This is a genomic window from Shimazuella sp. NTD248 (genome assembly GCF_059510395.1).
This window is the reverse complement of the sequence record NZ_JCAJZT010000006.1, coordinates 1-21372: the sequence shown is the minus strand read 5'-3', so window position 1 is coordinate 21372 and position 21372 is coordinate 1. Positions and strand designations below refer to the sequence as shown.

At 39.4% G+C, this 21372-nt stretch carries 24 protein-coding genes; 13 read left to right on the top strand and 11 right to left on the bottom strand.

Annotation, left to right across the window (positions count from 1 at the left end; all coding sequences use genetic code 11):
- Window positions 1–47 precede the first annotated feature (47 nt).
- From AC5WOE_RS14420 to AC5WOE_RS14405, 4 genes are all read left to right on the top strand, one after another.
- Entirely contained in the window at window positions 48–1241 is a 1194-nt protein-coding gene (locus tag AC5WOE_RS14420; protein ID WP_496052865.1) for an NAD(P)/FAD-dependent oxidoreductase, read from the top strand.
- 78 nt (window positions 1242–1319) lie between these two features.
- The gene (locus AC5WOE_RS14415) at window positions 1320–1946 is read left to right on the top strand and encodes an FMN-dependent NADH-azoreductase (protein ID WP_496052864.1); all 627 of its coding nucleotides are present in this window, start codon (window positions 1320–1322) and stop codon (window positions 1944–1946) included.
- Window positions 1947–2159: 213 nt separating this feature from the next.
- On the top strand, window positions 2160–2288 hold the full coding sequence (locus AC5WOE_RS14410; RefSeq protein ID WP_496050889.1) for a winged helix-turn-helix domain-containing protein: 129 nt from the start codon (window positions 2160–2162) through the stop codon (window positions 2286–2288).
- 1 nt (window position 2289) lies between these two features.
- Window positions 2290–2496, top strand: coding sequence for a hypothetical protein (locus tag AC5WOE_RS14405; protein ID WP_496050890.1), 207 nt, complete (start codon window positions 2290–2292; stop codon window positions 2494–2496).
- Window positions 2497–2574: 78 nt separating this feature from the next.
- On the opposite strand, the gene AC5WOE_RS14400 is transcribed toward AC5WOE_RS14405, so the two are convergent.
- The 4 genes from AC5WOE_RS14400 to AC5WOE_RS14385 form a co-directional block, all read right to left on the bottom strand.
- The gene (locus AC5WOE_RS14400; RefSeq protein ID WP_496052863.1) at window positions 2575–2928 is read right to left on the bottom strand and encodes a nuclear transport factor 2 family protein; all 354 of its coding nucleotides are present in this window, start codon (window positions 2926–2928) and stop codon (window positions 2575–2577) included.
- Window positions 2929–2965: 37 nt separating this feature from the next.
- Complete coding sequence (locus AC5WOE_RS14395) at window positions 2966–3394, bottom strand: MarR family winged helix-turn-helix transcriptional regulator (protein WP_496050892.1); 429 nt, start codon at window positions 3392–3394, stop codon at window positions 2966–2968.
- A 348-nt stretch (window positions 3395–3742) separates the two neighbouring features.
- Complete coding sequence (locus AC5WOE_RS14390; RefSeq protein WP_496052862.1) at window positions 3743–4894, bottom strand: D-glucuronyl C5-epimerase family protein; 1152 nt, start codon at window positions 4892–4894, stop codon at window positions 3743–3745.
- Between the two features lie 830 nt (window positions 4895–5724).
- The gene (locus AC5WOE_RS14385; RefSeq protein ID WP_496052861.1) at window positions 5725–7044 is read right to left on the bottom strand and encodes a helix-turn-helix domain-containing protein; all 1320 of its coding nucleotides are present in this window, start codon (window positions 7042–7044) and stop codon (window positions 5725–5727) included.
- A 172-nt stretch (window positions 7045–7216) separates the two neighbouring features.
- Here AC5WOE_RS14385 and AC5WOE_RS14380 point away from each other — a divergent pair, with 172 nt between their 5' ends.
- The 5 genes from AC5WOE_RS14380 to AC5WOE_RS14360 all read left to right on the top strand — a co-directional run bounded on the left by AC5WOE_RS14380 (window position 7217) and on the right by AC5WOE_RS14360 (window position 10284).
- Window positions 7217–7447, top strand: a complete 231-nt coding sequence (locus AC5WOE_RS14380) for a hypothetical protein (RefSeq protein ID WP_496050895.1) — start codon at window positions 7217–7219, stop codon at window positions 7445–7447.
- A 319-nt stretch (window positions 7448–7766) separates the two neighbouring features.
- On the top strand, window positions 7767–7940 hold the full coding sequence (locus AC5WOE_RS14375; RefSeq protein ID WP_496050896.1) for a hypothetical protein: 174 nt from the start codon (window positions 7767–7769) through the stop codon (window positions 7938–7940).
- A gap of 116 nt (window positions 7941–8056) precedes the next feature.
- Window positions 8057–8467, top strand: coding sequence for a hypothetical protein (locus tag AC5WOE_RS14370; protein WP_496050897.1), 411 nt, complete (start codon window positions 8057–8059; stop codon window positions 8465–8467).
- A gap of 120 nt (window positions 8468–8587) precedes the next feature.
- A complete protein-coding gene (locus tag AC5WOE_RS14365) occupies window positions 8588–8995 on the top strand; it encodes a GNAT family acetyltransferase (protein WP_496050898.1) in 408 nt (135 codons plus the stop codon).
- Between the two features lie 380 nt (window positions 8996–9375).
- The gene (locus AC5WOE_RS14360; protein ID WP_496050899.1) at window positions 9376–10284 is read left to right on the top strand and encodes a peptidoglycan recognition protein family protein; all 909 of its coding nucleotides are present in this window, start codon (window positions 9376–9378) and stop codon (window positions 10282–10284) included.
- Window positions 10285–10373: 89 nt separating this feature from the next.
- On the opposite strand, the gene AC5WOE_RS14355 is transcribed toward AC5WOE_RS14360, so the two are convergent.
- Window positions 10374–11033: an SDR family NAD(P)-dependent oxidoreductase gene (locus AC5WOE_RS14355; protein WP_496050900.1), complete on the bottom strand. Its 660-nt coding sequence runs from the start codon at window positions 11031–11033 to the stop codon at window positions 10374–10376.
- 385 nt (window positions 11034–11418) lie between these two features.
- Here AC5WOE_RS14355 and AC5WOE_RS14350 point away from each other — a divergent pair, with 385 nt between their 5' ends.
- Window positions 11419–11982 (top strand): DUF4309 domain-containing protein, encoded by a 564-nt coding sequence (locus AC5WOE_RS14350; RefSeq protein ID WP_496050901.1) that lies wholly within the window; start codon window positions 11419–11421, stop codon window positions 11980–11982.
- Between the two features lie 141 nt (window positions 11983–12123).
- Here the strand turns inward: AC5WOE_RS14350 and AC5WOE_RS14345 are convergent, their stop codons facing one another.
- From AC5WOE_RS14345 to AC5WOE_RS14330, 4 genes are read right to left on the bottom strand one after another with little or no spacing between them, the layout of a single operon-like run.
- Window positions 12124–13413: an MFS transporter gene (locus AC5WOE_RS14345; RefSeq protein WP_496050902.1), complete on the bottom strand. Its 1290-nt coding sequence runs from the start codon at window positions 13411–13413 to the stop codon at window positions 12124–12126.
- A 12-nt stretch (window positions 13414–13425) separates the two neighbouring features.
- Entirely contained in the window at window positions 13426–14211 is a 786-nt protein-coding gene (locus AC5WOE_RS14340; protein ID WP_496050903.1) for a carbon-nitrogen family hydrolase, read from the bottom strand.
- Between the two features lie 13 nt (window positions 14212–14224).
- Window positions 14225–14899 (bottom strand): DUF2848 domain-containing protein, encoded by a 675-nt coding sequence (locus tag AC5WOE_RS14335; RefSeq protein ID WP_496050904.1) that lies wholly within the window; start codon window positions 14897–14899, stop codon window positions 14225–14227.
- A complete protein-coding gene (locus tag AC5WOE_RS14330) occupies window positions 14896–15555 on the bottom strand; it encodes a GntR family transcriptional regulator (protein WP_496050905.1) in 660 nt (219 codons plus the stop codon). Before AC5WOE_RS14330 ends, AC5WOE_RS14335 begins: the two co-directional genes overlap by 4 nt.
- Window positions 15556–15822: 267 nt before the next feature.
- On the opposite strand from AC5WOE_RS14330, the gene AC5WOE_RS14325 reads away from it, so the two are divergent.
- Window positions 15823–16266: a hypothetical protein gene (locus AC5WOE_RS14325; protein WP_496050906.1), complete on the top strand. Its 444-nt coding sequence runs from the start codon at window positions 15823–15825 to the stop codon at window positions 16264–16266.
- Between the two features lie 199 nt (window positions 16267–16465).
- Here AC5WOE_RS14325 and AC5WOE_RS14320 read toward each other — a convergent pair whose 3' ends face one another.
- Window positions 16466–17434, bottom strand: a complete 969-nt coding sequence (locus AC5WOE_RS14320; RefSeq protein ID WP_496050907.1) for an NAD(+)/NADH kinase — start codon at window positions 17432–17434, stop codon at window positions 16466–16468.
- Window positions 17431–18456: an SPFH domain-containing protein gene (locus tag AC5WOE_RS14315; protein ID WP_496050908.1), complete on the bottom strand. Its 1026-nt coding sequence runs from the start codon at window positions 18454–18456 to the stop codon at window positions 17431–17433. Before AC5WOE_RS14315 ends, AC5WOE_RS14320 begins: the two co-directional genes overlap by 4 nt.
- 83 nt (window positions 18457–18539) lie before the next feature.
- On the opposite strand from AC5WOE_RS14315, the gene AC5WOE_RS14310 reads away from it, so the two are divergent.
- Complete coding sequence (locus tag AC5WOE_RS14310; RefSeq protein ID WP_496050909.1) at window positions 18540–19406, top strand: fructosamine kinase family protein; 867 nt, start codon at window positions 18540–18542, stop codon at window positions 19404–19406.
- Window positions 19407–19471: 65 nt separating this feature from the next.
- The gene (gene purU / locus AC5WOE_RS14305) at window positions 19472–20359 is read left to right on the top strand and encodes a formyltetrahydrofolate deformylase (RefSeq protein ID WP_496050910.1); all 888 of its coding nucleotides are present in this window, start codon (window positions 19472–19474) and stop codon (window positions 20357–20359) included.
- Window positions 20360–21372 lie beyond the last annotated feature (1013 nt).

Genomic DNA, 21372 nt, shown 5'->3' with positions numbered 1-21372 from the left:
AGTATTAGAAAGATCAATTATTGTATGCCCCAATTGGAGGACATATCATGAAAAACATTGTTATTGTTGGCAGTGGATTTGCTGGTACTTGGAGCGCACTTAGTGCTGCTAGACAATTGAACCGGTTAAATATAAGTTCGGATGAAGTAAAAATACAGGTTGTGAATCGGGATGCCTATCTAGGCATTCGCCCGCGTTTTTATGAAAAGGATCCGCAAAACTACCGATTTCCGTTAGAAAAAGTTTTCAGACCCACAGGGGTTGATTTTATCCAAGGAGAAGTGGAAAAAATCAATACGAAATCCCAAGTAGTAACGATTCATCAACAAGAAAAGGTAAATATACATTATGACCGCTTGATTTATACCGCAGGTAGTCAATTAATTCGTCCAAATATCCAAGGGTTTCATCACTCCTTCTCTGTTGATACACTGCAAGATGCAGTAAAACTGGATCAACATATACACCAGTTACCTTCCTTATCTATCGCAGACGGAAAATATACAGTAGTAGTGGTTGGAGCAGGATTTACGGGACTGGAGATTGCTACTGAAATGGTGTCCCGTATCCAAGAAGTCGCAAAAAGGGAAAAGAAAGAATCCGAAGCAAAAGTGATTTTAATAGAAAGAGCATCTGTTGTAGGACCAGAATTAGGAGCTAATCCTCGACCCATCATTAAACAAGCATTACAGGAATTAAATATAGAAATTTATACGAATGAGACAGTCAGTGAAATGACGGAACAAGGTATCCTTTTACAGGACGGAACACGAATTCCTGCTGCTACTACTATCTGGACTGCTGGTTTACAAGCTAGTCCATTGGCTAAATGGTTTCCTGTAGAAAAAGATCATTTGGGACGATTGTCCGTTGATTCTTACCTACAGGTCGAAGGGATCAACTCTGTTTTTGCTGCTGGAGATGCAGTAAAAGCGAAAACAGATGATCATCATTTTTCACTCATGTCTTGCCAGCATGCAAATCCTCAAGGCAGAGTTGCTGGGCATAATGCGGTTTGTGATTTATTAGGCATAGACGAAAAAATTCCATACAGACAGGAAAGATATAACACTGCAATAGATTTAGGAGCATGGGGAGCACTTGTAACTCGAGGATGGGACAGAGTTCCGGTTATTCAAAAAGAAGAAGCGAAACAAGCGAAAAGAGGCGTTAACTTAGCGATCTATCCACCTAGTTCTGAAAATCGGGATGAGATTTTTGCAGCAGCAGAACTAGCATAAGGAAATGTCATATCAAAATGAAATTTGAAGTGATAAAACAAGTAGTCTCAGTTTATATAATGAATAGGAGATGAACAGATGTTTAATGTACTGTTCGTGAAAGTAAATGATCGCCCCTTTGAACAAGCTATAAGCGTCCAAATGTATGCAACATTTTTACATGCATATCAGGAAGCAAATCCGTCAGACACGCTGATGGAGATTGATTTGTTCAAAGACAATATCCCTTATTATGGGAATGATGCTATAACAGGTCTGCATAAAGCTTCCCAACGAGAATCATTAACAGAAGCCGAAGAGCAAATGGTGAATGTTATTAATAAATACATGGATCAGTTTTTAGCCGCTGATAAAATCGTCATCGCTTTCCCGACGTGGAATCTTACTGTGCCTGCTCCGTTAATGACTTATATATCTTATCTTGCTCAGACTGGAAAAACGTTTAAGTATACCGCAGAAGGTCCTGTTGGGCTTCTGACCAATAAAAAGATTCTGTTGCTTAATGCCCGCGGAGGTGATTATTCTTCAGAATCCACACAACTTATGGAGTTTGCAGTCAAACCAACAAAGTCTGTTTTCTCCGGATTAATGGGAGCACCAGTAGAAGAAATAATAATTGAGGGCCATCAACAATATCCAAATCGTACTTCCGAAATCATTCAATCAGGGTTAGAGAAAACTAAGAAAGTCGCAGCAAGTTTCTGAGGTTACGAAAGGTAGACTACGTAAATCTGATACAGGCCTAGAACAGTGGTTTTACATATCACTGTTCTAGGCCTGTATCACTTATTCCATTTTGTGTTCGTCTGCTCCCTAAACTCCTCTTAGGAGTTCGCCATCTTAAAACTGTTTCTAACAAATCCCACTCGTGTTTTTAGTAAATCGAAAATTTTCTAAACCGTCTGACAGAAAGATAGTATGGCTGATGACAATGCCGTTATGGTGCATATCAATCGACTCAGAGCGAAGATAGAGCCAGATCCGTCCAATCCTGTTTATATTCAAACGGTGTGGGGCTTTGGTTATAAACTGGGTGAGGGGTGTTAGTATGCTGAGCATAACTCTTGTACTCCTATGTTTTATCCTAGTTCTTTTGTTTCGATACTTCCAGGTCATTCGGGAAATAAAAATAATCATCCAGATTACACGGGAAATTCAAGCTGGAAATCTTAATTTACGTTATCGATTACGTACTTCGCAAAAAGGCATGGAAAATTTAGGAGGAGAGTTAAACCGACTTGTAGACTACTTCTAATATCAATCGTTCTACTTCGATCGTTGGTGTGTTTACTTTTCTCACTTATTACACTCTCCATTCCAATCATTTTGGAGGCTAATTCATTTTACTTGTACCTGCTCCCCAGACTTCAACGGCTTGACCATTTTCCACACGAAATATCTCCATAATCATTGGCTGTGGTTCATGTGAATCCAATGGAATCCCGTGAACAGTCACACGTATAGCAAACTTATTGCCGTCTTCCACCAAATCTTCTACAACAAAACGCTTGTTTGGAGAGGTTTTATATAACCCAGTCAAATAATTTTTTATACTTTCGGTTCCTTTTATTCCAGATGCATGACTATAAAAATTGGGGGAGAAAAGTTCATCTATCGCCTCTAAGTTTCTTGTGTTAAATGCTTCGTAAATCCGGTACCCTAAAGCCTTTTTATTTATTTCTGTCATATGAATATCCCCTTCGCTTTTTCTTGAAAATTAGCCCCTACTTATCCTGAATAGTAGATATATTACTTCGCATTCTCTCCAGCACACTCACCATGATTTCCTGCTCTTCTTTGGTGATTCCAGAAAGAAGCTTTTCTTGAAATGCACCGTGAGCTTCGATGGATTTAGAAACAAGTTGTTTTCCAGACGTGGTCAAAGAAACGAGCGTATAGCGATTATTTTGCGGATCGATTCGTCGGCTGAGGACTCCTTCAGATTCAAACTGTTTGACAATACGAGTAATTGTTGCTCCGTCAAGCGATAGTTGTTGTTTTATCTCAGCATGGCTGATCTCTCCTTGCCTTGCCACTAGTGTAAGCAGCCGCATTCTTTGCTGACTCACACCGATGTGATCAGCAAAGGCACGCTTAGATTCAGAACAAACATGTGCAAGTTGTCGAAAAAGAATATCTGCTTCGTTTTTCATAGTGATCCTTTCGAAGGAAAATATTTTTGATATAACGAGTCAATATGGACATTTCATCTAGAAGATAGGGTTACATTGGATGGAGGTAAATTGATTTCGTCTTTATATTTATATCATCAACTGTTGATATAATCAATAGTTGATATTAAAAAATGAACATTTACAGTTTCTATGTTCCTGAGAAGAGAGAGTTTGATTTCAGCCGTCTTTTCATGGTTCTCCTTAATTGTAATTTAATCTAAGGAATCAAAAAGAAGAGACCCTATACATTCATACAGGTCTCTTCATTCCTTATTTTCCAGTCGAGCAAATACACTATATATGCATATTTTCGCTCATGCAGAGTTATTATTTATTTGGAATGGTTGAATTGTTGAGAATGGTCTCGATTTCATCGGTTGTAAAACCACTAGTTCCATTGGTATTTATATTAGGTGCTAGTGAACGCGTAGTGCTGGATTGTGTTGACGAAGCAGTATCGTTAGAGAAGCGGTTACTTAAAGCGAGAAAGCGTGAATCATTTGTTATTTTGTACAACTGTTTGAGTTGACGAATATGGATATTGTGATACGTAGCACTCGCAGCATTATTATATTTCAGCCCATAATAACTATAGTTGTTAGGAAGGCGGAACCGGTCTCCATATGCAAGAATAGTGGTTAATCCACCTTGAAGGTAAGTTTTTGTGATGGTATTGCCGGTTGCATTATAGTAGTCATACAGACCATAAAGAGTAAAGATAAATCCATTTAACACATGATTGTGTACTTTTGTTTCAGTGGGATATTCTTCAAACCATTCGTATAAATAGCCATCTGAAGTTGTTACCCATGGTTTGTTACCGGGCATGGTGCGTACAAACTTAAGTAGTGCTTTTAGCGTACGATTTGCAGCTGTGTAATACTTGGTTTCGTGTGTTTCTTGGTAAAGTCGAATATATAGAGACAATGCTTGTCCTTGTGCCATAGAAGAATACCAAGGGGCGGTAAGTGTTTCAGTAGAACGACTTAAGACATTAAATTGAAATCGGTATGGAAAATAATATGCACCGTCAGAAGTCTTTATTGCCAGCGTTTCTAAGTGATCTGCAAACTGTTTTGCTTTCGCTAGATATTCTGGTTTTTGTAATTGTTTATAAGCATTCAGATAGTATAATCCATTCCCAGCAGCTCGAACAGGATGATGGTAATAGGAGGTTCCGACTTTTATCAATGGCATTCCATTACTATCTGTAGTCATCGGTGATACTGGTGCTGTTAATTCTTCCACGGGTTTTCCATTTGCAAAGTCATAGTAATATGGATCATCGGTTTGTGCGGTTAAAGAAACAAAGTTAAATGGATAGATATTTACACGGTATGTACTATTATAAGTACCAATAGTTGTGTAAGGCTTCATTACGGGGTTTGGTCTCGTCGTTGCTGCATTTGCTACTGCATATAAAGAAGTACTTAATGTAAAAATGCAAACTAGCGATGAAACAATGAATTTCTTGAACAAATAATTTCCTCCTTATAATTTTATACAATACCATTTCATTATAATAGAATAGGAGAAAGTGTAAATGAATAAAAATATTCAATTTATGAATTAAAAATGGATTAATGAGTAGTTTTATACACTTATAAAAGTGATATTTATTTCTTTTTTAAATGATAGACAATCAGGTAGATATTTTGATTTTAGGAAAAATAAATTTAACTATAAATATTTTATTATTTCTGATGAATAGAATTGTCTGATGGACAAGATTGCTTGTTGCTTCAATGGATAGAAAGGGGAACTAGGGAAGAAATGTATTCCCTTCTTCATCTTGATAGATTTCATACATATCTTGTAAATCATCATTGGAGAACTTTTAATTCATCGGATGTAGGTTGCATGGAGAAATTTGTGATAATTTATAAGCTTTTTAGTAAAAAGGTAATTGAAAAGAAAAAATCGCCCATATGTTGGTGGGCGATTGGAAAAATGGAATGTATTTTATTTAATCTAGTATATGCGAAAATTACAATTTTCTATTGTTTAACTTCCTTCTGGGCCAGGTCCACCCATATACATTTTCATGTTTGTATGCAATGCTGTCACCACCCAAGTTTTTGATCTTTAGCAACCTCTATGATGATATACGTAATTAAAAATAGGACATGGTCAGATTTATAAAACTGATGGTTTTTACCATTCAGTGAATAGTTTTAAGCTAATTCAGGATCAACGGGACCGGATAACGGAAGATGTTTATAAGTAGACAAAGCAATCACCGACCTTATGAAATAGTTTTTCAAATTGAATATATAATTGTGGAAAGACTAAGTCAATCACGGAGAAAATCATTTGTCTTTGTTATAGGATAACCAGAAGAATTTTTTTGAATAGGATTGAAACATATCCAAGTTATTGATTTTCTCATAACAAAAGCATAAATCAGCAGTTAATTCAGTTAATAGAGATTTTGTTGGTTGTAGTTCAGCTAGTTTTTCTGCTTGTAAATATAAATCAATTGCTTCTTCAAATTGATTTTGTCTCATACACCAATTTGCCAAAGAAACAAGAGATTCAGCTAGTTCTCGTTCATCTTTTTGATTTTTACTGATTTCTATCGATTGATCAATAATTTCTTTGGCAAAATCCCAATCGTTTTTCATCATCAGCAAGGTGGCGAAGTGTTTGAATGCAAAAGGAATAAGATGTCTTCCTTTTACTTTTGGTTGTATATCCAGTGCTTTGGAGAAATATTCCTCTGCTATTTTTAATTCTTCTAGCTTTAGATAAATCGTACCGATTTGACTCCATAACATAAATAAGCTGTCTATTTCTTGGTTGGTATCGGCGATTTTTTCCCCGCATCTGGCATATTCTAATGCTTTTTGTGGCATTCCCAGTTTATCTAATGTATTGGTATAAAGGGTATACATCTTAATCTTTAATGAAGTTCGTATTTCATTTTGATCTGGTGTTATTGTGATATATTGATTTAATTCGTCCAATGATTTCAGTGCTTCTTCGTACTTTTCCAAACCGTCTAAGTAAATAATCTTGTTTAAAAGTAAGAGAGGTTTGATATAGGTTCGTTCTCCTGTCTCTAGAAAGCCTTCCAACCCAAATTGTACTTGTTTTAGTGCTTCTCGATAATTCCCTTGCAAGTGTTTAATGACACTTAATCCATTATAACAAAAGGTTTTATGGTTTGTTTTCTCCAGTTCAGGATACTTTTCCATGCTTTCAATGCAATAATGAAAATATTTCTCTGCGTTTTCCCCGTTTTGCAAAACGAAGTATGCCCTTCCTTTTAAATAATGAACAAATGGTCGAAGAATGCCAATATAATCAACTTTTTCTTCTTTATTTAGTTTTGCTAACTTCTGTAGAGCTTCTTTAGGATTTGCAAATACAATCTCTTCAATTATCTCTAATTTATGCTGTAAACGAATAATTCGTTTTTCAGCCTCTTCCACAATCCCAAATAAACTCCCCATACCTACTGCTCTCGCATAAGCAATCCGTTTTTCTTCGCTTACATTTAAAATTCCTCGTTCAATGGAGCTAATAGTGGATGCTCCACAGCCCAGTTCATCTGCAATCTGCTCTAAACTCTTTTTTTGCTTCTTTCGTTCTGCTCGTAAAACTCCGCCGATCTGCACTAAATCCATGTCATCACCTGTCTCTGCAAAAAAATGGATATTCTTTATCGTGATTATGGAAGATGTTGGACAAAAAAGCAAGATATTTTATGGATTGCGATAATAATGTTTACTATTTTAATATTTGTAAATATTTTCTAAATATTTTAGGCTAATAGTATCAAGAAAAAGGGGTGAGCGTATGAACGATTTATCGGCAAACATTCAAGTCGCTTCCTTTCTCAGCAGAGTACAGAAAGACATTCGATTACATCTAGAGAATGGGGAAAAGATTGATATTCCTTTATGGGATGCCAAATTGGTCGATATGGGTAATGGGCATGTGTTTGTGTTTGGCAAGGTGTTGGATCAGGAAGCTCATTGTCCTGCTAAAGAAAACGTGCAAACTAATCCTGTTCCATGGAATCTCTAAAATATTTAGCTTGGCACTTGATATATGCCTGTGATGAAAGGGAGATTTACCAGAAACTATCCTCTCAAGAGATGGATGAGCGAAAAAGCTTTGTTCAATGGATTAATGATTGTTTACAACATGGGAAGCCGATACAAACGGTACTAAAACAAGGACATCTAGAAGAGATAAGTAACTTTTTAATTCAAGCGGATGAGCACGAATGGAGGAAATCCTACTATGATTTTATTTACTATGTCTTAATATTTGGAAGCGAAAAGATAAGGGTAGAATTGGAGAGGCTGGAGGACTAGTTCAACTAGAGATAGATCACTGGCCTTTGATCCCAGCTTATCAAGAAATCGAAGCAGATTGTTATGAACGGGTAGTAGCGACAGTACGGTTGCTAGATTTGAAAGAGGAACAATTAACAGGGGAAAATACGACTAAAATATATAAACGGTATGGAATCGACTTAGATCAGATAAGGGAGTTGAAGTTTCCAATATCATAGACTATTTGTAAGTGAGGAAGAGTTTAAGGAGACGGGTCTCTGGTACTCCTTTATCCCTTTTGGGAATAGAAGTATACTTAAAATACGGGAACTTCCCAAGTCACTGGAGGTAAAAAATGTCCTTCGTTGGACTCAATGTCGAGGAACTGCGTGCCCTGAGAAAGCTTACTTACCACTGGGAAGACGTGACAGAGATTTTCCGTCAGGAAGGACCCTCAAATCTGTTCTGGAATCAGTTGCAGGCGGCGGTGGACGCTGGCGCTCAGCTCTTTCCAATCGGTGACTGGACCTTGTCCTTGACAGACAACCAAGATCGATGTCCTTTCAATGGAATGTCCAGGCAGGAACAAGAGGACATCCTCGCCGAGATCACCACCCTCTGGAAGGAGGCAGTAAACCTGCTGGATGCACAAAGGCTTCGGGAGGTACCGCTCCAAGGAGAGGCATCCCCCTTTCGGTGGGTATTCAAGGTGGGTACAACCCGAGGTCTCATCAAAACGGTGTTCCCTGAATTGAACCATCAGTGACAATCGGCGGCATCAGAGCCCACAGCTCTGATGCCGCCGCCGTTTTCTTCCTTTTTCATTACATTCAACGCTGCATTCCTCCTGCTATAGTATTTTTACTAAAACATAGGAGTGAATACTATGATTTTTCGTGGATTTGTATTAAATGATTTCGATTCCGTTATTCATTTATGGACAAAAACAGGATTACAATTATCTCGTTCGGATACATTGGCAGGAATGAAGAAAAAATTAAAAAGAGACCCGGAGTTGTTTTTTGTATTAGAAGATAATACCCGAATTATTGGAGTAGTGATGGGCAGCTATGATGGAAGAAGAGGTTGGATTAATCATTTAGCTGTTGACCCAGCATATCAAGGAAATAAGATAGGTCAGAAAATAATAGCCGAGCTTGAACTGCGTTTCAAGCAAGCAGGGTGTGAAAAGATTAATCTATTAATTGAATTGGATAATGAAAACGTGCAAGGTTTTTATGAAAAACAAGGATTTCATAGGGATGAATTAATATTTATGGAGAAATGGATATAATTAATGATCAAAGAATATTGAGAGCTATTGTTTCTTCCAATCGGCTAATCTCATATGCCATATAGATCAAATCATTAGAGAACTATATGAATGGTTTCGAGTTAGAATTACATTACAAAACATGAGCTTCCTTTGTAGAGTTATTTGGAGAGATCCTATAACTTTCAACAAGGGAAGCTCATGTTTTTTATTTCAAAGTCTTTTGCTCAAGCGGAGTACTCATTTTAAAGCCGAGTTATCGACCAGTCACTCTGAAAATAAAAATAGTAGATTACAAAAAAAGATAGGAATCTTCATCCTTGTAAGGATATATTTTCTATTTTGTGATATCTTTATATTATGATAATTCAATATTATTAAAACGAAGGGAGATTGTTTTATTGGAAATAAAACAGAAATTAATACCTAGATCTTTAACTGGAACACGTTCAGGTCTGTATTTAAATCCCTCTTACATCACGGTGCATGAAACGGATAATACGGGAAGAGGGGCAGATGCCAGGGCACATGCGAATTTACAGGCACAAGGGAATAGTAGAAAGGCAAGCTGGCATTATACGGTCGATGAAGGGGAGGTTTGGCAGTCTATCCCCGACGATGAAGTCTCTTGGGCTTGTGGAGATGGTAGAAATGGAGCAGGAAATCGGAAGAGTATCAGTGTGGAGATTTGTGTTAACGCTGACGGAAATTTTGAGCAGGCGAAACACAACGCTGCCCGCCTTATTTCATATTTGATGAAAAAACATGGCATTTCTATCTCAAATGTAGTTCAACACAATCATTGGTCAGGCAAAAACTGCCCGCGAAACATAAGAAAGAGCGGGTGGCAGTCATTTTTAAATCTTGTCACCCACTGCTCTGGTTCTAGCGATATTCCCATACCGAACACGGTTAACAAAAGAATGGTGAAGTTAACGTCACCTTATATGCATGGAAATGATATCAAGGTAATTCAAAAGGCTATTGGTATAGAGGCAGACGGAGTATTTGGACCTAAAACGATGAACTTAATAACAAAGTTACAAAAAGAACATGGTTTATCAACGGATGGGATCGTAGGAGAAAAGACTTGGAAGGTAATTTTTTTAAACAGGAGAACATTGAAACTAACGAATCCTCCCATGACAGGTGAAGATGTAAAAGAGGTTCAACAGAAGGTTCATGCACCTATCGATGGGATTTATGATGCCAAGACCATGAATCTCGTTACAAAGCTTCAAAAATCGTATGGTTTAGAAACGGATGGAATTGTAGGAGAGTCAACTTGGGAGGCTATTTTGCTTGGCTGACTGATTAAGAAACATAACCCAAGCGTAAAAGCTTGGGTTATTTACATAGTATGCAGTGGAAGGACAAGCTTTAGAAACTCAGGAAATGATTATACTTCTTTAAAAATAATTTCTTTTTGATCTTTATTTTTATATGCATCCCAAAAAACATCCGCGATACGGTCTGGATCATAATAGGTTCCACGTTTAACATGATCTGCAATCAAAACCTGGCCTACATAGATTCCATATGGAGAAAGTGTATCAGCCAAAGAAAGAGCAAGGGAACGAATTGCCGATTTACCTATCGATAGCGAGGCATACTCTGGATTTGGCTCAAGAGCAATTGCTCCTCCTGTGAAGAAAAGTGCTCCCTGCTTACGTTCGATCATTTCGGGTATCACTTGTTGGGCACTCGTTAATGCACCTACTGTATTCACTTTAAAATCATCCATTAATTGCTGTTCTGTCAAGGAAAGGGCATTACCCTGAACAATATTTGCCACATTGTATACAAAAACATCAGGTATTCCATATGTCGACTTTATATACTTCATGGCTTTTTTCAGTGAATCTGAATCAGCAGCATCGGCGGGAACACCATATGATTCAATATTTTGTTCCTGTAGTTCTTTGATATTACGTTCGAGAGATTCATGGGTTCTGGAAACGAGAACAATCCGAAATCCTTGTGCACCAAATTTCTTTGCAACACCTAAGCTTACTCCTGGTCCTGATCCAATGATGACAAGTAATGGTTTGCTGCTCATTTATCTAATCTCCTTTTTTATCTTCTCCGTACATGGCTTTCAGTTAGTCATCTGTATAATCCTTTTATAAATGTTTATTAATACTAGTATTTTGGTATAATCGTATTTTAGGCCGAATGATTAAAATTGTCAATATACAGAGTTCGTTATTGTATGGGAATTGGTTATACGAAGAAGCGATTGTTCGAGTTATTATCGCATATGTTTTTCCACTTCAAACAGTATTTGTCTGCCTCATTTTAGCCATAGTTAGTTTACATTGTGGAAACAATTTCGATATTTTTTGGAAAAAGGAGTCTCTTACAATAACCTTAAATTGATAAAGCGACAAGGGAACAAATTAGCTTGATCAATTGCAAATAAATGTTGTAAGGGGAAAAGGAAAATGAAAAAAAGTATAAAAACTGCGATGATCACTACATTGGCTATCGGAACTTTACTAACAGGCTTCGGTTATATGAATGGAGTGCAAGCCGCTTCGAGTCATGCAACACAAGTAAGTGCGAAACAAAATCATGCCCAACTGCTAAAACAAACATGGAATCTGGCTAAACAAGGCAAAGTGATAACAAGCGGCGAATTCAAACTGTCCACTCCCCGTAAATCTATTGAATCCAAATGGGGAAAACCAGATAAAAATAAGAATAAAGCGATTTTGAGCTATAGCAAACATCATACGATTTTCTATGTAGATACAGAAGATAAAAAACAACTTGTTGAAATAGTTTCAACTACCGATAAAAGTTACAAATCTGTAACGGTAGCAGAATTGAAAAAAACATGGGGGAAACCTTTTGAAGAAGGTAAAGTGGATAAAAATACGTATTGTGTGAGTTATCTTGCTCCAGCCGGCGGTGAACAATCAAACTATTTGAATTTTTATTTCTCTCTCGATAAACATGGAAAAATGGGAGATGTCAAAGAAGTATCTGTTAATTATTTTACCTAAACATTTCTCAAAATGAAGAACAAATCATTTCAAACGTGAACATACACCCGAAAAAATCAATAAGGATATCCCCTCCTAGTAGAGGTACAGAGGGGATTTTTTGTTATGTTATTTTATTTCGGTACAGACGATACAAAAAGGTTATTCCTCTTCGACAAACGCACGATCAGGTCGTACCATAAACCAAAGTATGATTGCAAGCAAGATCGGGAGGATAGTAACAAGTAATGTTCCTTCCCAGCCGATTTTTTGTGCCAGCCAGCCACAGATTAATGGAGATAGAAATGCAGCGATATTCCCCCATAGATTCATCCAAGCGGACACAGAACCAGCATATTGATTACCCATATCATTTGCTGCTGCCCAAGAGACGACGACTGGAAACCCGAGGGAACCCAGTGAGATGGTTAACCACAGGACGTTCATCCAGTCACTGGCTGCGTGTGCGGCTAAATACATGGTTACTGCAAATACTAGTAACCCAACGATCGCTAACATACCACGGGCAACAAACTTAGATTTTCCTTGTTTGACTAACCGATCGGAGATTGCTCCGCCAGTCATCACGGTGATAAAGATGGCGAGCCAAGGTAAGCTAGCTGCAAATCCCATCTTTTCTAGGGAAAAATTCTGAGCTTCTTGCAAGTAGGTAGGTAACCAAACCAGAAAGAACGTAACGATATATAAGACGACAAAATACTGAAGACCGAGTACCCAAAACCGTATATTAGACAAAAATTGTTTCCATGGTGCTGCTTGTTTTTGTCCCGTTTTCACAGAACGATTTGCTAGAATCCATTGCAATTCTGCTCCATTGACACTTGGGTGCTCTTCAGGTCGATTTCGACCTTTCCAGTACCAAACAAGACCGATAAGTAAACCGATCAAAGCAAATAGATAAAAAACGGCTTCCCAGCCAAGTAGGTTATAAATTGCTACTGTGACAATTGGTGCGATTACAGGACCAAAATAAGACCCAGCAAGTAGTGCACTTGAAGCCCGTCCTTTTTCTTCCTTAGCAAACCAATACGTATTAAATACTGCATTCCCCGGATACATCGGTCCTTCCCCCATACCAAACAAGAACCGTACCAAAGCCATCCACCCATGTGATTTTACTGTTGCCGTTAATGCAGTGAAGAGAGACCAAAATGCGAGAGCGTAAAACACAATCTTCCTTGCTCCAAGCTTTTCAGCTAAGAGACCAGCCGGAATTTGCATCAATGCATATCCCAATGAAAAAAGTGATGCTAGTAAACCGAATTGCACTTTATCCATATGAAGATCGTCCATGATTGGTTTTGCCATAACAGAGATATTTGAGCGATCCATATAAGCTACTAAACCAATGATAAAAAAGAGGAATGCTAACCACCAGCGAACTTTGGTAGGTTGTGACTGATTTCTTGCTGTAGATTCTTGGCTGCTCATACTATTCTCCTCCTAAGAAAGTCGGTATCGGTGTGGTACTCTATCTTGAAATACAGGAATGGCTTGACGAATTTCTGCTACTTTTTCCAATGCTAAATCTGCAAACAGGATCTGTTCTTCTGCTCCTGCTTGAGCTACTATCTCACCCCAAGGATCAAAGATGATAGAGTTTCCATTAAATCGGTCATTTTCATTTTGACCGACGATATTGGCACCAACCACAAACATTTGGTTTTCGATGGACCGTGCCCGAAGGAGAGCAAGCCAGTGGGCCTCACGCTGTATCGGCCATTCAGCAGGAACGAATAAAATAGAAGCACCTTCCACTGCATAAGTACGGATTAATTCTGGAAATCGTAGATCATAGCAAATAATCACACTTGCCAGTGCATCCCCAAGCGGGAAGGTTTGGTAGTCTGTACCTGCTGCAAGATATTTATCTTCAGCCATCAATCCGATCAGGTGTAACTTTGAGTATGCATTAATCTGTTCCCCATGAGGGTCAAATGTCAGGGAGGTATTGAATACTTTGCCTGCTTGCTGCATCGTAAACGATCCGCCTATCAAGTACACACCATGTAATTTAGCTTGTTCGGCTAGGAAAGCAGCGGTGGCCCCATCGATTGGCTCTACATGCTTTGCTAAATTGGAAAAATCGTATCCTGATTTCCACATCTCTGGTAATACGATCAATTCCGCCCCGCCTTTTGCAGCTTCTGCTATCATCGTTGTTGCACGCTGTTCATTTTTTACCTTATCCCCTTGTACAACATTCATCTGGCATATAGCGATTTTCATTGAACATAAGCTCCTATCTAGCGATATTTTCTACGCTGTATTGCAGTTCTATTGTTTTTTCAAGAACAGGATCGTGCATTTGCATCCGAAAAGCAGATCCAAACTGAAAGGAACCACCTAGTATGGGCACAGTTCCACAAAACAGGATGGTAGTTCCTTCGACCGCTTGGCGTTTGTCTGCCCATGTTAGTAAATCTTGTACAGGTAATATCCCTGCAACAGTTCCTTGCTGATAAACTTGCCAATCTCCGTCCATTTTGATCTCACACTTTAGCTCAATTTGATCCCAATGCTGGAGTACTTCTTCTAAATTCCATACCTTTTTTGCCAATGGTTTTGGTGTGGCCTGCTTTGCATATGGGATACTATAGGCTTCTAACTCTCGATCTGTATGATCAGAACCAAGGGAGATCCACTTGTTTTCACCTTGCGATATGACCACAAACTCTACTTCTCCAGAAGTTTTTTCTCCTAAAACTTGAATTTTATCCTCTTGCGTCACTAGTAATTGACTCACTGGGTAAAGCATTGGGACTTCTGGCGGGGCAGCAATTCCTTCCATCGCCAGCTCATCAATATGCTTTTGTACTACTTCTTGATTTCGCCCAGAATAACCAATGCATACAACCTTTTGAGGGTTTGCGAAAACGTTTTCATTTGGTGCTAATTGAAAAACAAGTGGTGTCATGGTGTTTCTTCTCCTTTGATGTGAGGTGAAAGTGCTGTTTTGGTGTTTTCAAGATGATGAAGCAAAGCATTTTCGATACTGCCAGTCTGGAATGAGTCAATAATCGCTTGGTGTTCTTTTATTACCTCTTCATTTCGTGATTCCTGCTGCAATGCACGCATTCCCATGCGCCGCATCAAGTCTAGTGTCTGTTCATATACAGTGATTAAGCGATTATTTTCAGATAAGCTGGCGAGATAATGATGAAAATCACGATCCAAACGAATAAAGACATCATGTTTTGATAACTCTATCGCTTCTTTCATTTCTTCTATGAGAAGTTGCAGTTTAAGCTGATGCTTCGGCGTTAGTTTATCTTTAATTTTTTGGCCGATAAATGTCTCTAATAATACCCGCAGCTCAAACAAATCCTCCATGTCTTTGTGTGTGATTGGGCTAACAAAAGCACCTTTATAAGGTATGGTAAAGACCCAGCCTTCTGCTTCAAGAGCATGCATGGCTTCACGAAAAGGTGTCCGGCTAATACCCAATTCCTCTTTAGCACGCCGCTCTGAAATGATTTCTCCTTCCTTGAAAGTCCCATAAATAATTGCTTCTTTCATAATGTGATACGCCTGCTGCCTCAATGGATTTGGCAATAATGAATGATGATCCATGCGAAACTCCTTTAATATCAAATATATCGTATATCGTATATGATATACGATCCAAAGGCGTTTGTCTATTTTGTGATTAATGATGGAATTATGTGAATTTTAATTACAAAAATCCGCTGTTCATTTAGAGTCTTGTTTGTCTCCAAGTAAGTTTTGCTACCTACACTTCGCATTTTCGTGAAAAGTGATACAATAATGAAAACAACCAGTTTCGATCAGATTCTGGTTTCTGGCATGGATCGATTCCAGTGAGAGAGGCATTCCGCCATGCGTGAGCGTAAGCGTTACTCCGTCCTGGCTGTCGTGGTCACGATCGCCTTCTTCGTCGCCATCGGACTCTACGCCAGCAAGCCTTGGGTACACAGGCCCTCCCTGAACGAGCTGGCCGTCAAGGCTGGCTACACCAATGTCCAGACGGTCGCAAGTGACGACGAGCATTGGTCGAAGGTCACGGCCCGACTGGGACAGTGCCCCGTGATGATCTATCGTCACAAGGATGAGATCGACCCCGACAAGTTCGCGGTTGGGTTCATGACGCACGGCATCGCGGTGAAGGACGACTACATTGTTGCCTTGAGCGACTTCGAGAAAGAGCTCATCAAAGCAGACAAGGCAGTCGAGGCATGGACCGAGCTGGCACGGAAGAACGGCTGGATCAGTCCGGTGATGTGTGACGCCCGGAAACCCTACAACAACGGCAAGTGGTACTAGACCTCCTGGTCGATACATGCAGACCCAGCCCCTGATCAAGGAGGCTGGGTCGCTGCTTTTTATGAGGTTTGGATAAATCGTTGATAGTATAAATGCTCTTAGAAATTAAAAGACAACTGTTCTCTTATATGCGTTGTATTAGAAGAAACCAGCAAAACAGCCCAAGCGTAATATACTTGGGCTGTTTTCATCATATTCATTATGATTTGATTACTAAGTTTGTTTTCTGTTCAGCGATCGTAATGGTAGCTGTCATTCCTGCATTAAACGCTAGGAAGTCACTTTCCACTCCATCACTAAATATCACACCGCTTTGTTCCATTTGAGACTCAATGACCAGCGGTTTATGTTTCGTAATCGAGCCAGTTACCATCTGAGCGGATGTCATCTTGCTCACGAAAGGTTCCCGGACGGCAAACAGGAGAGATTCGTCTTCCCATTTGACCTTTGGTTGAGCAAGTTGCTGGCTTTTCGGTTGATAAGAGCGATAAACACCATTAGCCATATGGATCACAGAACTTATCCATCCAGTAGAACCGGCACCAGTGGAAACGATGATCCCACTGGAAGATTGTGTTTCATTTGGAGTTTGATATCCAAGCCGATAACGAGCAGAGACATGGGTAGAAGCACCGATAAATAAGTCATTAAAAGCACGTAAAGACTGTCCATCGTTAAGTTTGGCTTCTGCCATAGTAATTTTTTTGTATGTTTCTCTGCCATGGAATAAGCTTTCCACAGCAGCATATGCATCAGTTACTTGAAAAGGAAGTAAGATTCCATCAATATGTTCAGGGTCAGGATTGATAGCAATCAATGGCTGGCCGGATAAATATTTTGCCGTATTGACCACTAACCCATCGATACCGATGGTCACAACAATATCTTGGGGAGAAAAAATATAATTTGGTAAAAAAGAGCGATCAATCACTTGCAGTTTATAGTTTTCACGAAGCTGTTCTTTGACGGATTCTACCGCAGAAAGATACGTATTGTGTTCTGCTTCAAAAAGACTGAAATCCTGAGTAGTTTCTCCTGATGGGGAGCGTGAAGCCTGTTTAAGGCTTTGATTGACATAAAATTTGGCTTGAGATCGCGTATTATAGCGTTTGACCAAGCCGTCTAATCGTGTTTCCCTCGTGACGATGACGATTTTTTCGTAATTCATCGTCTCTTCGGTTTTTCTTCCATCAAAGATTCTAGTAAATCAGGAGAAATATTTAGCTGCCCGATCTTAGATGCATTTTTCGCCAGTTCTTTGATTGCCATGCTAACCGCTAAGCGTGGTTCAGCCGTTTGAATCGCTAGTGCTTGGATGAGAGAGGAATCGAGTTCTGTAAGCGGGCGAAGGGTAGCTTCTAAGGCGTAAGCTTGTGCATCCGCTTCTGCTTTGGCATTTTCTGTTTTTGTAACGACGAGCAGCTTTCTTTCTGTTTCTAATTTTACTTGTCCTTGCAGTTTCGCTTCTCTGATCTTTTGTTCCTTCATCTCGATAGCTAGGTTTGCTTCTGCTTTGGTTTCGCGTATTTGCCGTTGTTTTTCTTCCAGCTTGATCTCCGTTTGCAGTTCGTTTTCTTTGATTCGTCTTTCTTGGTCAACGGCTGCATTGCGTCGTTCGTAGATCGCATCATCCGCTTTTTTCAATAAGTCTTCTCTCGCTTCTGCCTCAAGTGCTCGAGCCATTTCTGGAGTAGGTTTAATAGCCGCGATCGCTAATGTTTGGAGTTCTACGCCTAATTTTTCTAAATCGCCAGAGTCAGTTAACAATTTTCTTACAGCAAGACTTACTTCATCTGACACTTGAACAGCTTCTTTTAAGGAGCGTTTTTGAATTTCAGTTCGGGTATGTACTTGTAATAAATTGACGATCCTCTGTTCCAATTTTTCTGGATCATCGGATATGTATTGATTGGAGCGGTCTTTGATCGTGTAGTCCAATAGACTTGCCACCATTTCCGGCTCGATTATGCGGTAAGTGACTTGTCCTTGTACGGTGACGGGTTGGAAGTCAGCGGTGATCTCATTGAAAATAAAAGATGTATCTTTACTGGAAATTGGGACTACGGAAATGGAGGAAGAACGTTTAAAATAGAAGAAAGATAACCCTTTCCCACTCTGTTTTAATATTCCTTTCTGATAATGAAGTACAAATTGTGTTGGGTTGGTCTTGAGATAACGAAAGCCAAACATGCTGTTCACTCCTTAAGTTGTATAAAGGATATTGTAACATATACAATATTCAAAAAAGGAGAAAAAAAGGGAGGAAATCTGCATTGACTTATTTGCTAGAAGCATTGCGTGAGCTAGGCGACAAGAGTTGCATACGGGAGATAAAAGCGGTTTCTGGTGGCAGCATCAATCAGGTGACGTATGTGGAGACGGATATCAACAAGTACATTTTGAAAGCGCATACAAATATGCCGGAAAACTTCTTTATCCAAGAAGCAATGGGATTGTCCGCATTATCTTGCTGTGTGCGAGTTCCTAAAGTATATAGCTATCAGTATGATGAGGAGACGGGTGGAAGTCTTTGGTTAGAGTGGGTTCCTGCTGGAGTGAGGTCTGAAAAAGGGGAAGAAGAACTAGGACGAAAACTCGGATTACTCCATCAAACCACTCATACTACTTTTGGATTTGTGGAAGATAATTACTTGGGAATCTACCCTCAGCGAAATGCATGGTCAGATGATTGGGTCTCTTTCTTTCGGGATAAGCGATTACAAGTGCAAAAAGAAATCGGTCTGGAAAAAGGTTTTCTTTATGCAGATCGGTTGCAAAAGCTCGAAAAGCTAATGGAAAGATTAGAAGATTTCCTCCCAGCAAAACCAGTCTCCTCTTTGTTACATGGTGATTTGTGGAGTGGAAATACATTTATCAGTTCAACAGGAGAGCCTGTTTTCATTGATCCATCTGTGAGTTATGGAGATAGAGAAGTAGATATCGCGATGACAGAGTTATTTGGTGGATTTTCCCCAAGGTTTTATCAAGCCTACGAGGAAATAAATCCCTTAGAAGTAGAATATAGTGATCGGAAAGGAATATATCAGTTATACTATCTACTACTGCATTTAAATTATTATGGAGAATCATCATACGGAAAACAAGTCGATGATATGCTTGACCGTTATGTTTCGTTATAAGAGGGAGTGCCTACAGGTACCGACCTGTAGGCTTTTCTATTTTGAACAGTGAAGGAGAATGGAAGTTGGATGCAACACATACAGCAAAAACGCAAAAAGATGTGGGCAGATTGCTTATTTCCTGTGCCGACCAAACAGGAATAGTTGCCGCAGTTTCTCAATTTTTGTTTCAACAAGGAGCAAATATTATCCACTCCGATCAGCATGCGACAGAGCAGGAAAATGGTATCTTTTTTATGCGCATTGCTTTTCAGTTGGATGAATTAGAAGAGAAGCAAGTTTATTTACGTGAACAATTTCAACCAATTGCGGATAAATTTGCAATGGAATGGAAAATTTCTCTGGCTTCTCATAAGAAGAAAATCGCATTATTCGTCTCCAAATATGACCATTGCCTGCAAGAAATATTGTGGAGATGGCGAATGGGAGAATTAGACGCAGATATAAAAGTAGTGATCAGCAATCATCCTGATTGTAGACCATTGGTGGAACCATATGGACTGCCTTATTATCATATCCCTGTGACAAGGGAAACTCGCGAAGAAGCAGCGATTGAACAATTGGAAATTTTACATAGAGAAGAAGTAGATACGGTCATTTTAGCTCGATATATGCAGATAATCCCCAAAAGCATGATCGATGTGTATTCGAATCAGATCATTAACATTCACCACTCTTTTTTACCAGCATTTGTCGGCGCAAATCCATATGAGCGAGCGTTTGACCGCGGTGTCAAGCTCATTGGTGCTACTGCCCACTATGTGACAGAAGAGTTAGATGAAGGCCCGATTATCGAACAAGATGTCCAGCGTGTCAGCCATCGCCAAAGACCAGAGGAATTAATTCGTATTGGAAGTGAAGTAGAGCGAATTGTACTCGCTCGTGCTGTTTCTTGGCATGTGAATGACCAAGTGTTGGTGCATGGGAATAAGACGATTGTATTTCCTGGGTAGAAATTTCATTTACTAATTGTCAATAAAACAAAAAGTGTCTCATTAGATATCATCTCATTGATTTTAATATTGAAATAAGAAGGAATAGCAAATAAAATTTAAACAAGGACAATGTCGTCCCTTCCTCACCAAGGAGTCGTTTTGCGTAAGAATGTCAGGCGCAGTGGCAACTACCGGCTGCGGGTGATGCGGCGTATCGCACAGAAGCGTAACGCAGGGAAGCGTCGAATCCATGCGATCTATGTGCGGAATCAGAGAGGAACGCAGGTTCGCTCTGTTCCCGGACGGTACACGCTCTACCTGTCGGTCGGAAGTAAGTAACCTCCTGACCTCCTGATGGGGTAAGACCGTCTGGATCTGTTGAGAGACAAGATTCGGGCGGTCGATCGCTCTTTATTCATATAATCTTTGTTTTGTAAGAGACGTCCAACTTAGATTGGGCGTTTTTTTTATAAAAGGTTGAAATTTCTCTCCATAATTACTTATATCCATTTTTTATGCATTTTCTACTAATAACATTTCCAGTAAAGTGATGATAGTGAGATCGGATCAACCTCGGAGCTTGCATTATGACGAAACAGGTTATGACCGTTAACATCAGGGGTCAGAAGGTCACGTTGATGGACGATCATACTGTGCGTGTCGGCGACCCGGCTAACCCTGCCAATACGGTCAGCCCGCGACAGGCGGAGTCGTACAAGAAGCAGATGGCGAAGATCATCGATAAGTGAGGACTGAGGTGGACGATCTTTCCTGATATCTGCTCTTGTTGCTAGATGTCAGGACGCCTCATCTTGCTATGACATGGAGATGAGGCCTCTCCATATTTTTAACATGAATGTAATGGAATAGAGAATATGATAAGACACTTGATCTTTATAGGGGATCAAGTGTTTTTTTAACGCTTAACATTTAATGCTAGATAATAATTTAACATCAACATTTCTTTTATTCATACCGTTTGACCATATGGTCAATAGGTGTTATAGTGGTGAAAACGACCATCTGGTCAA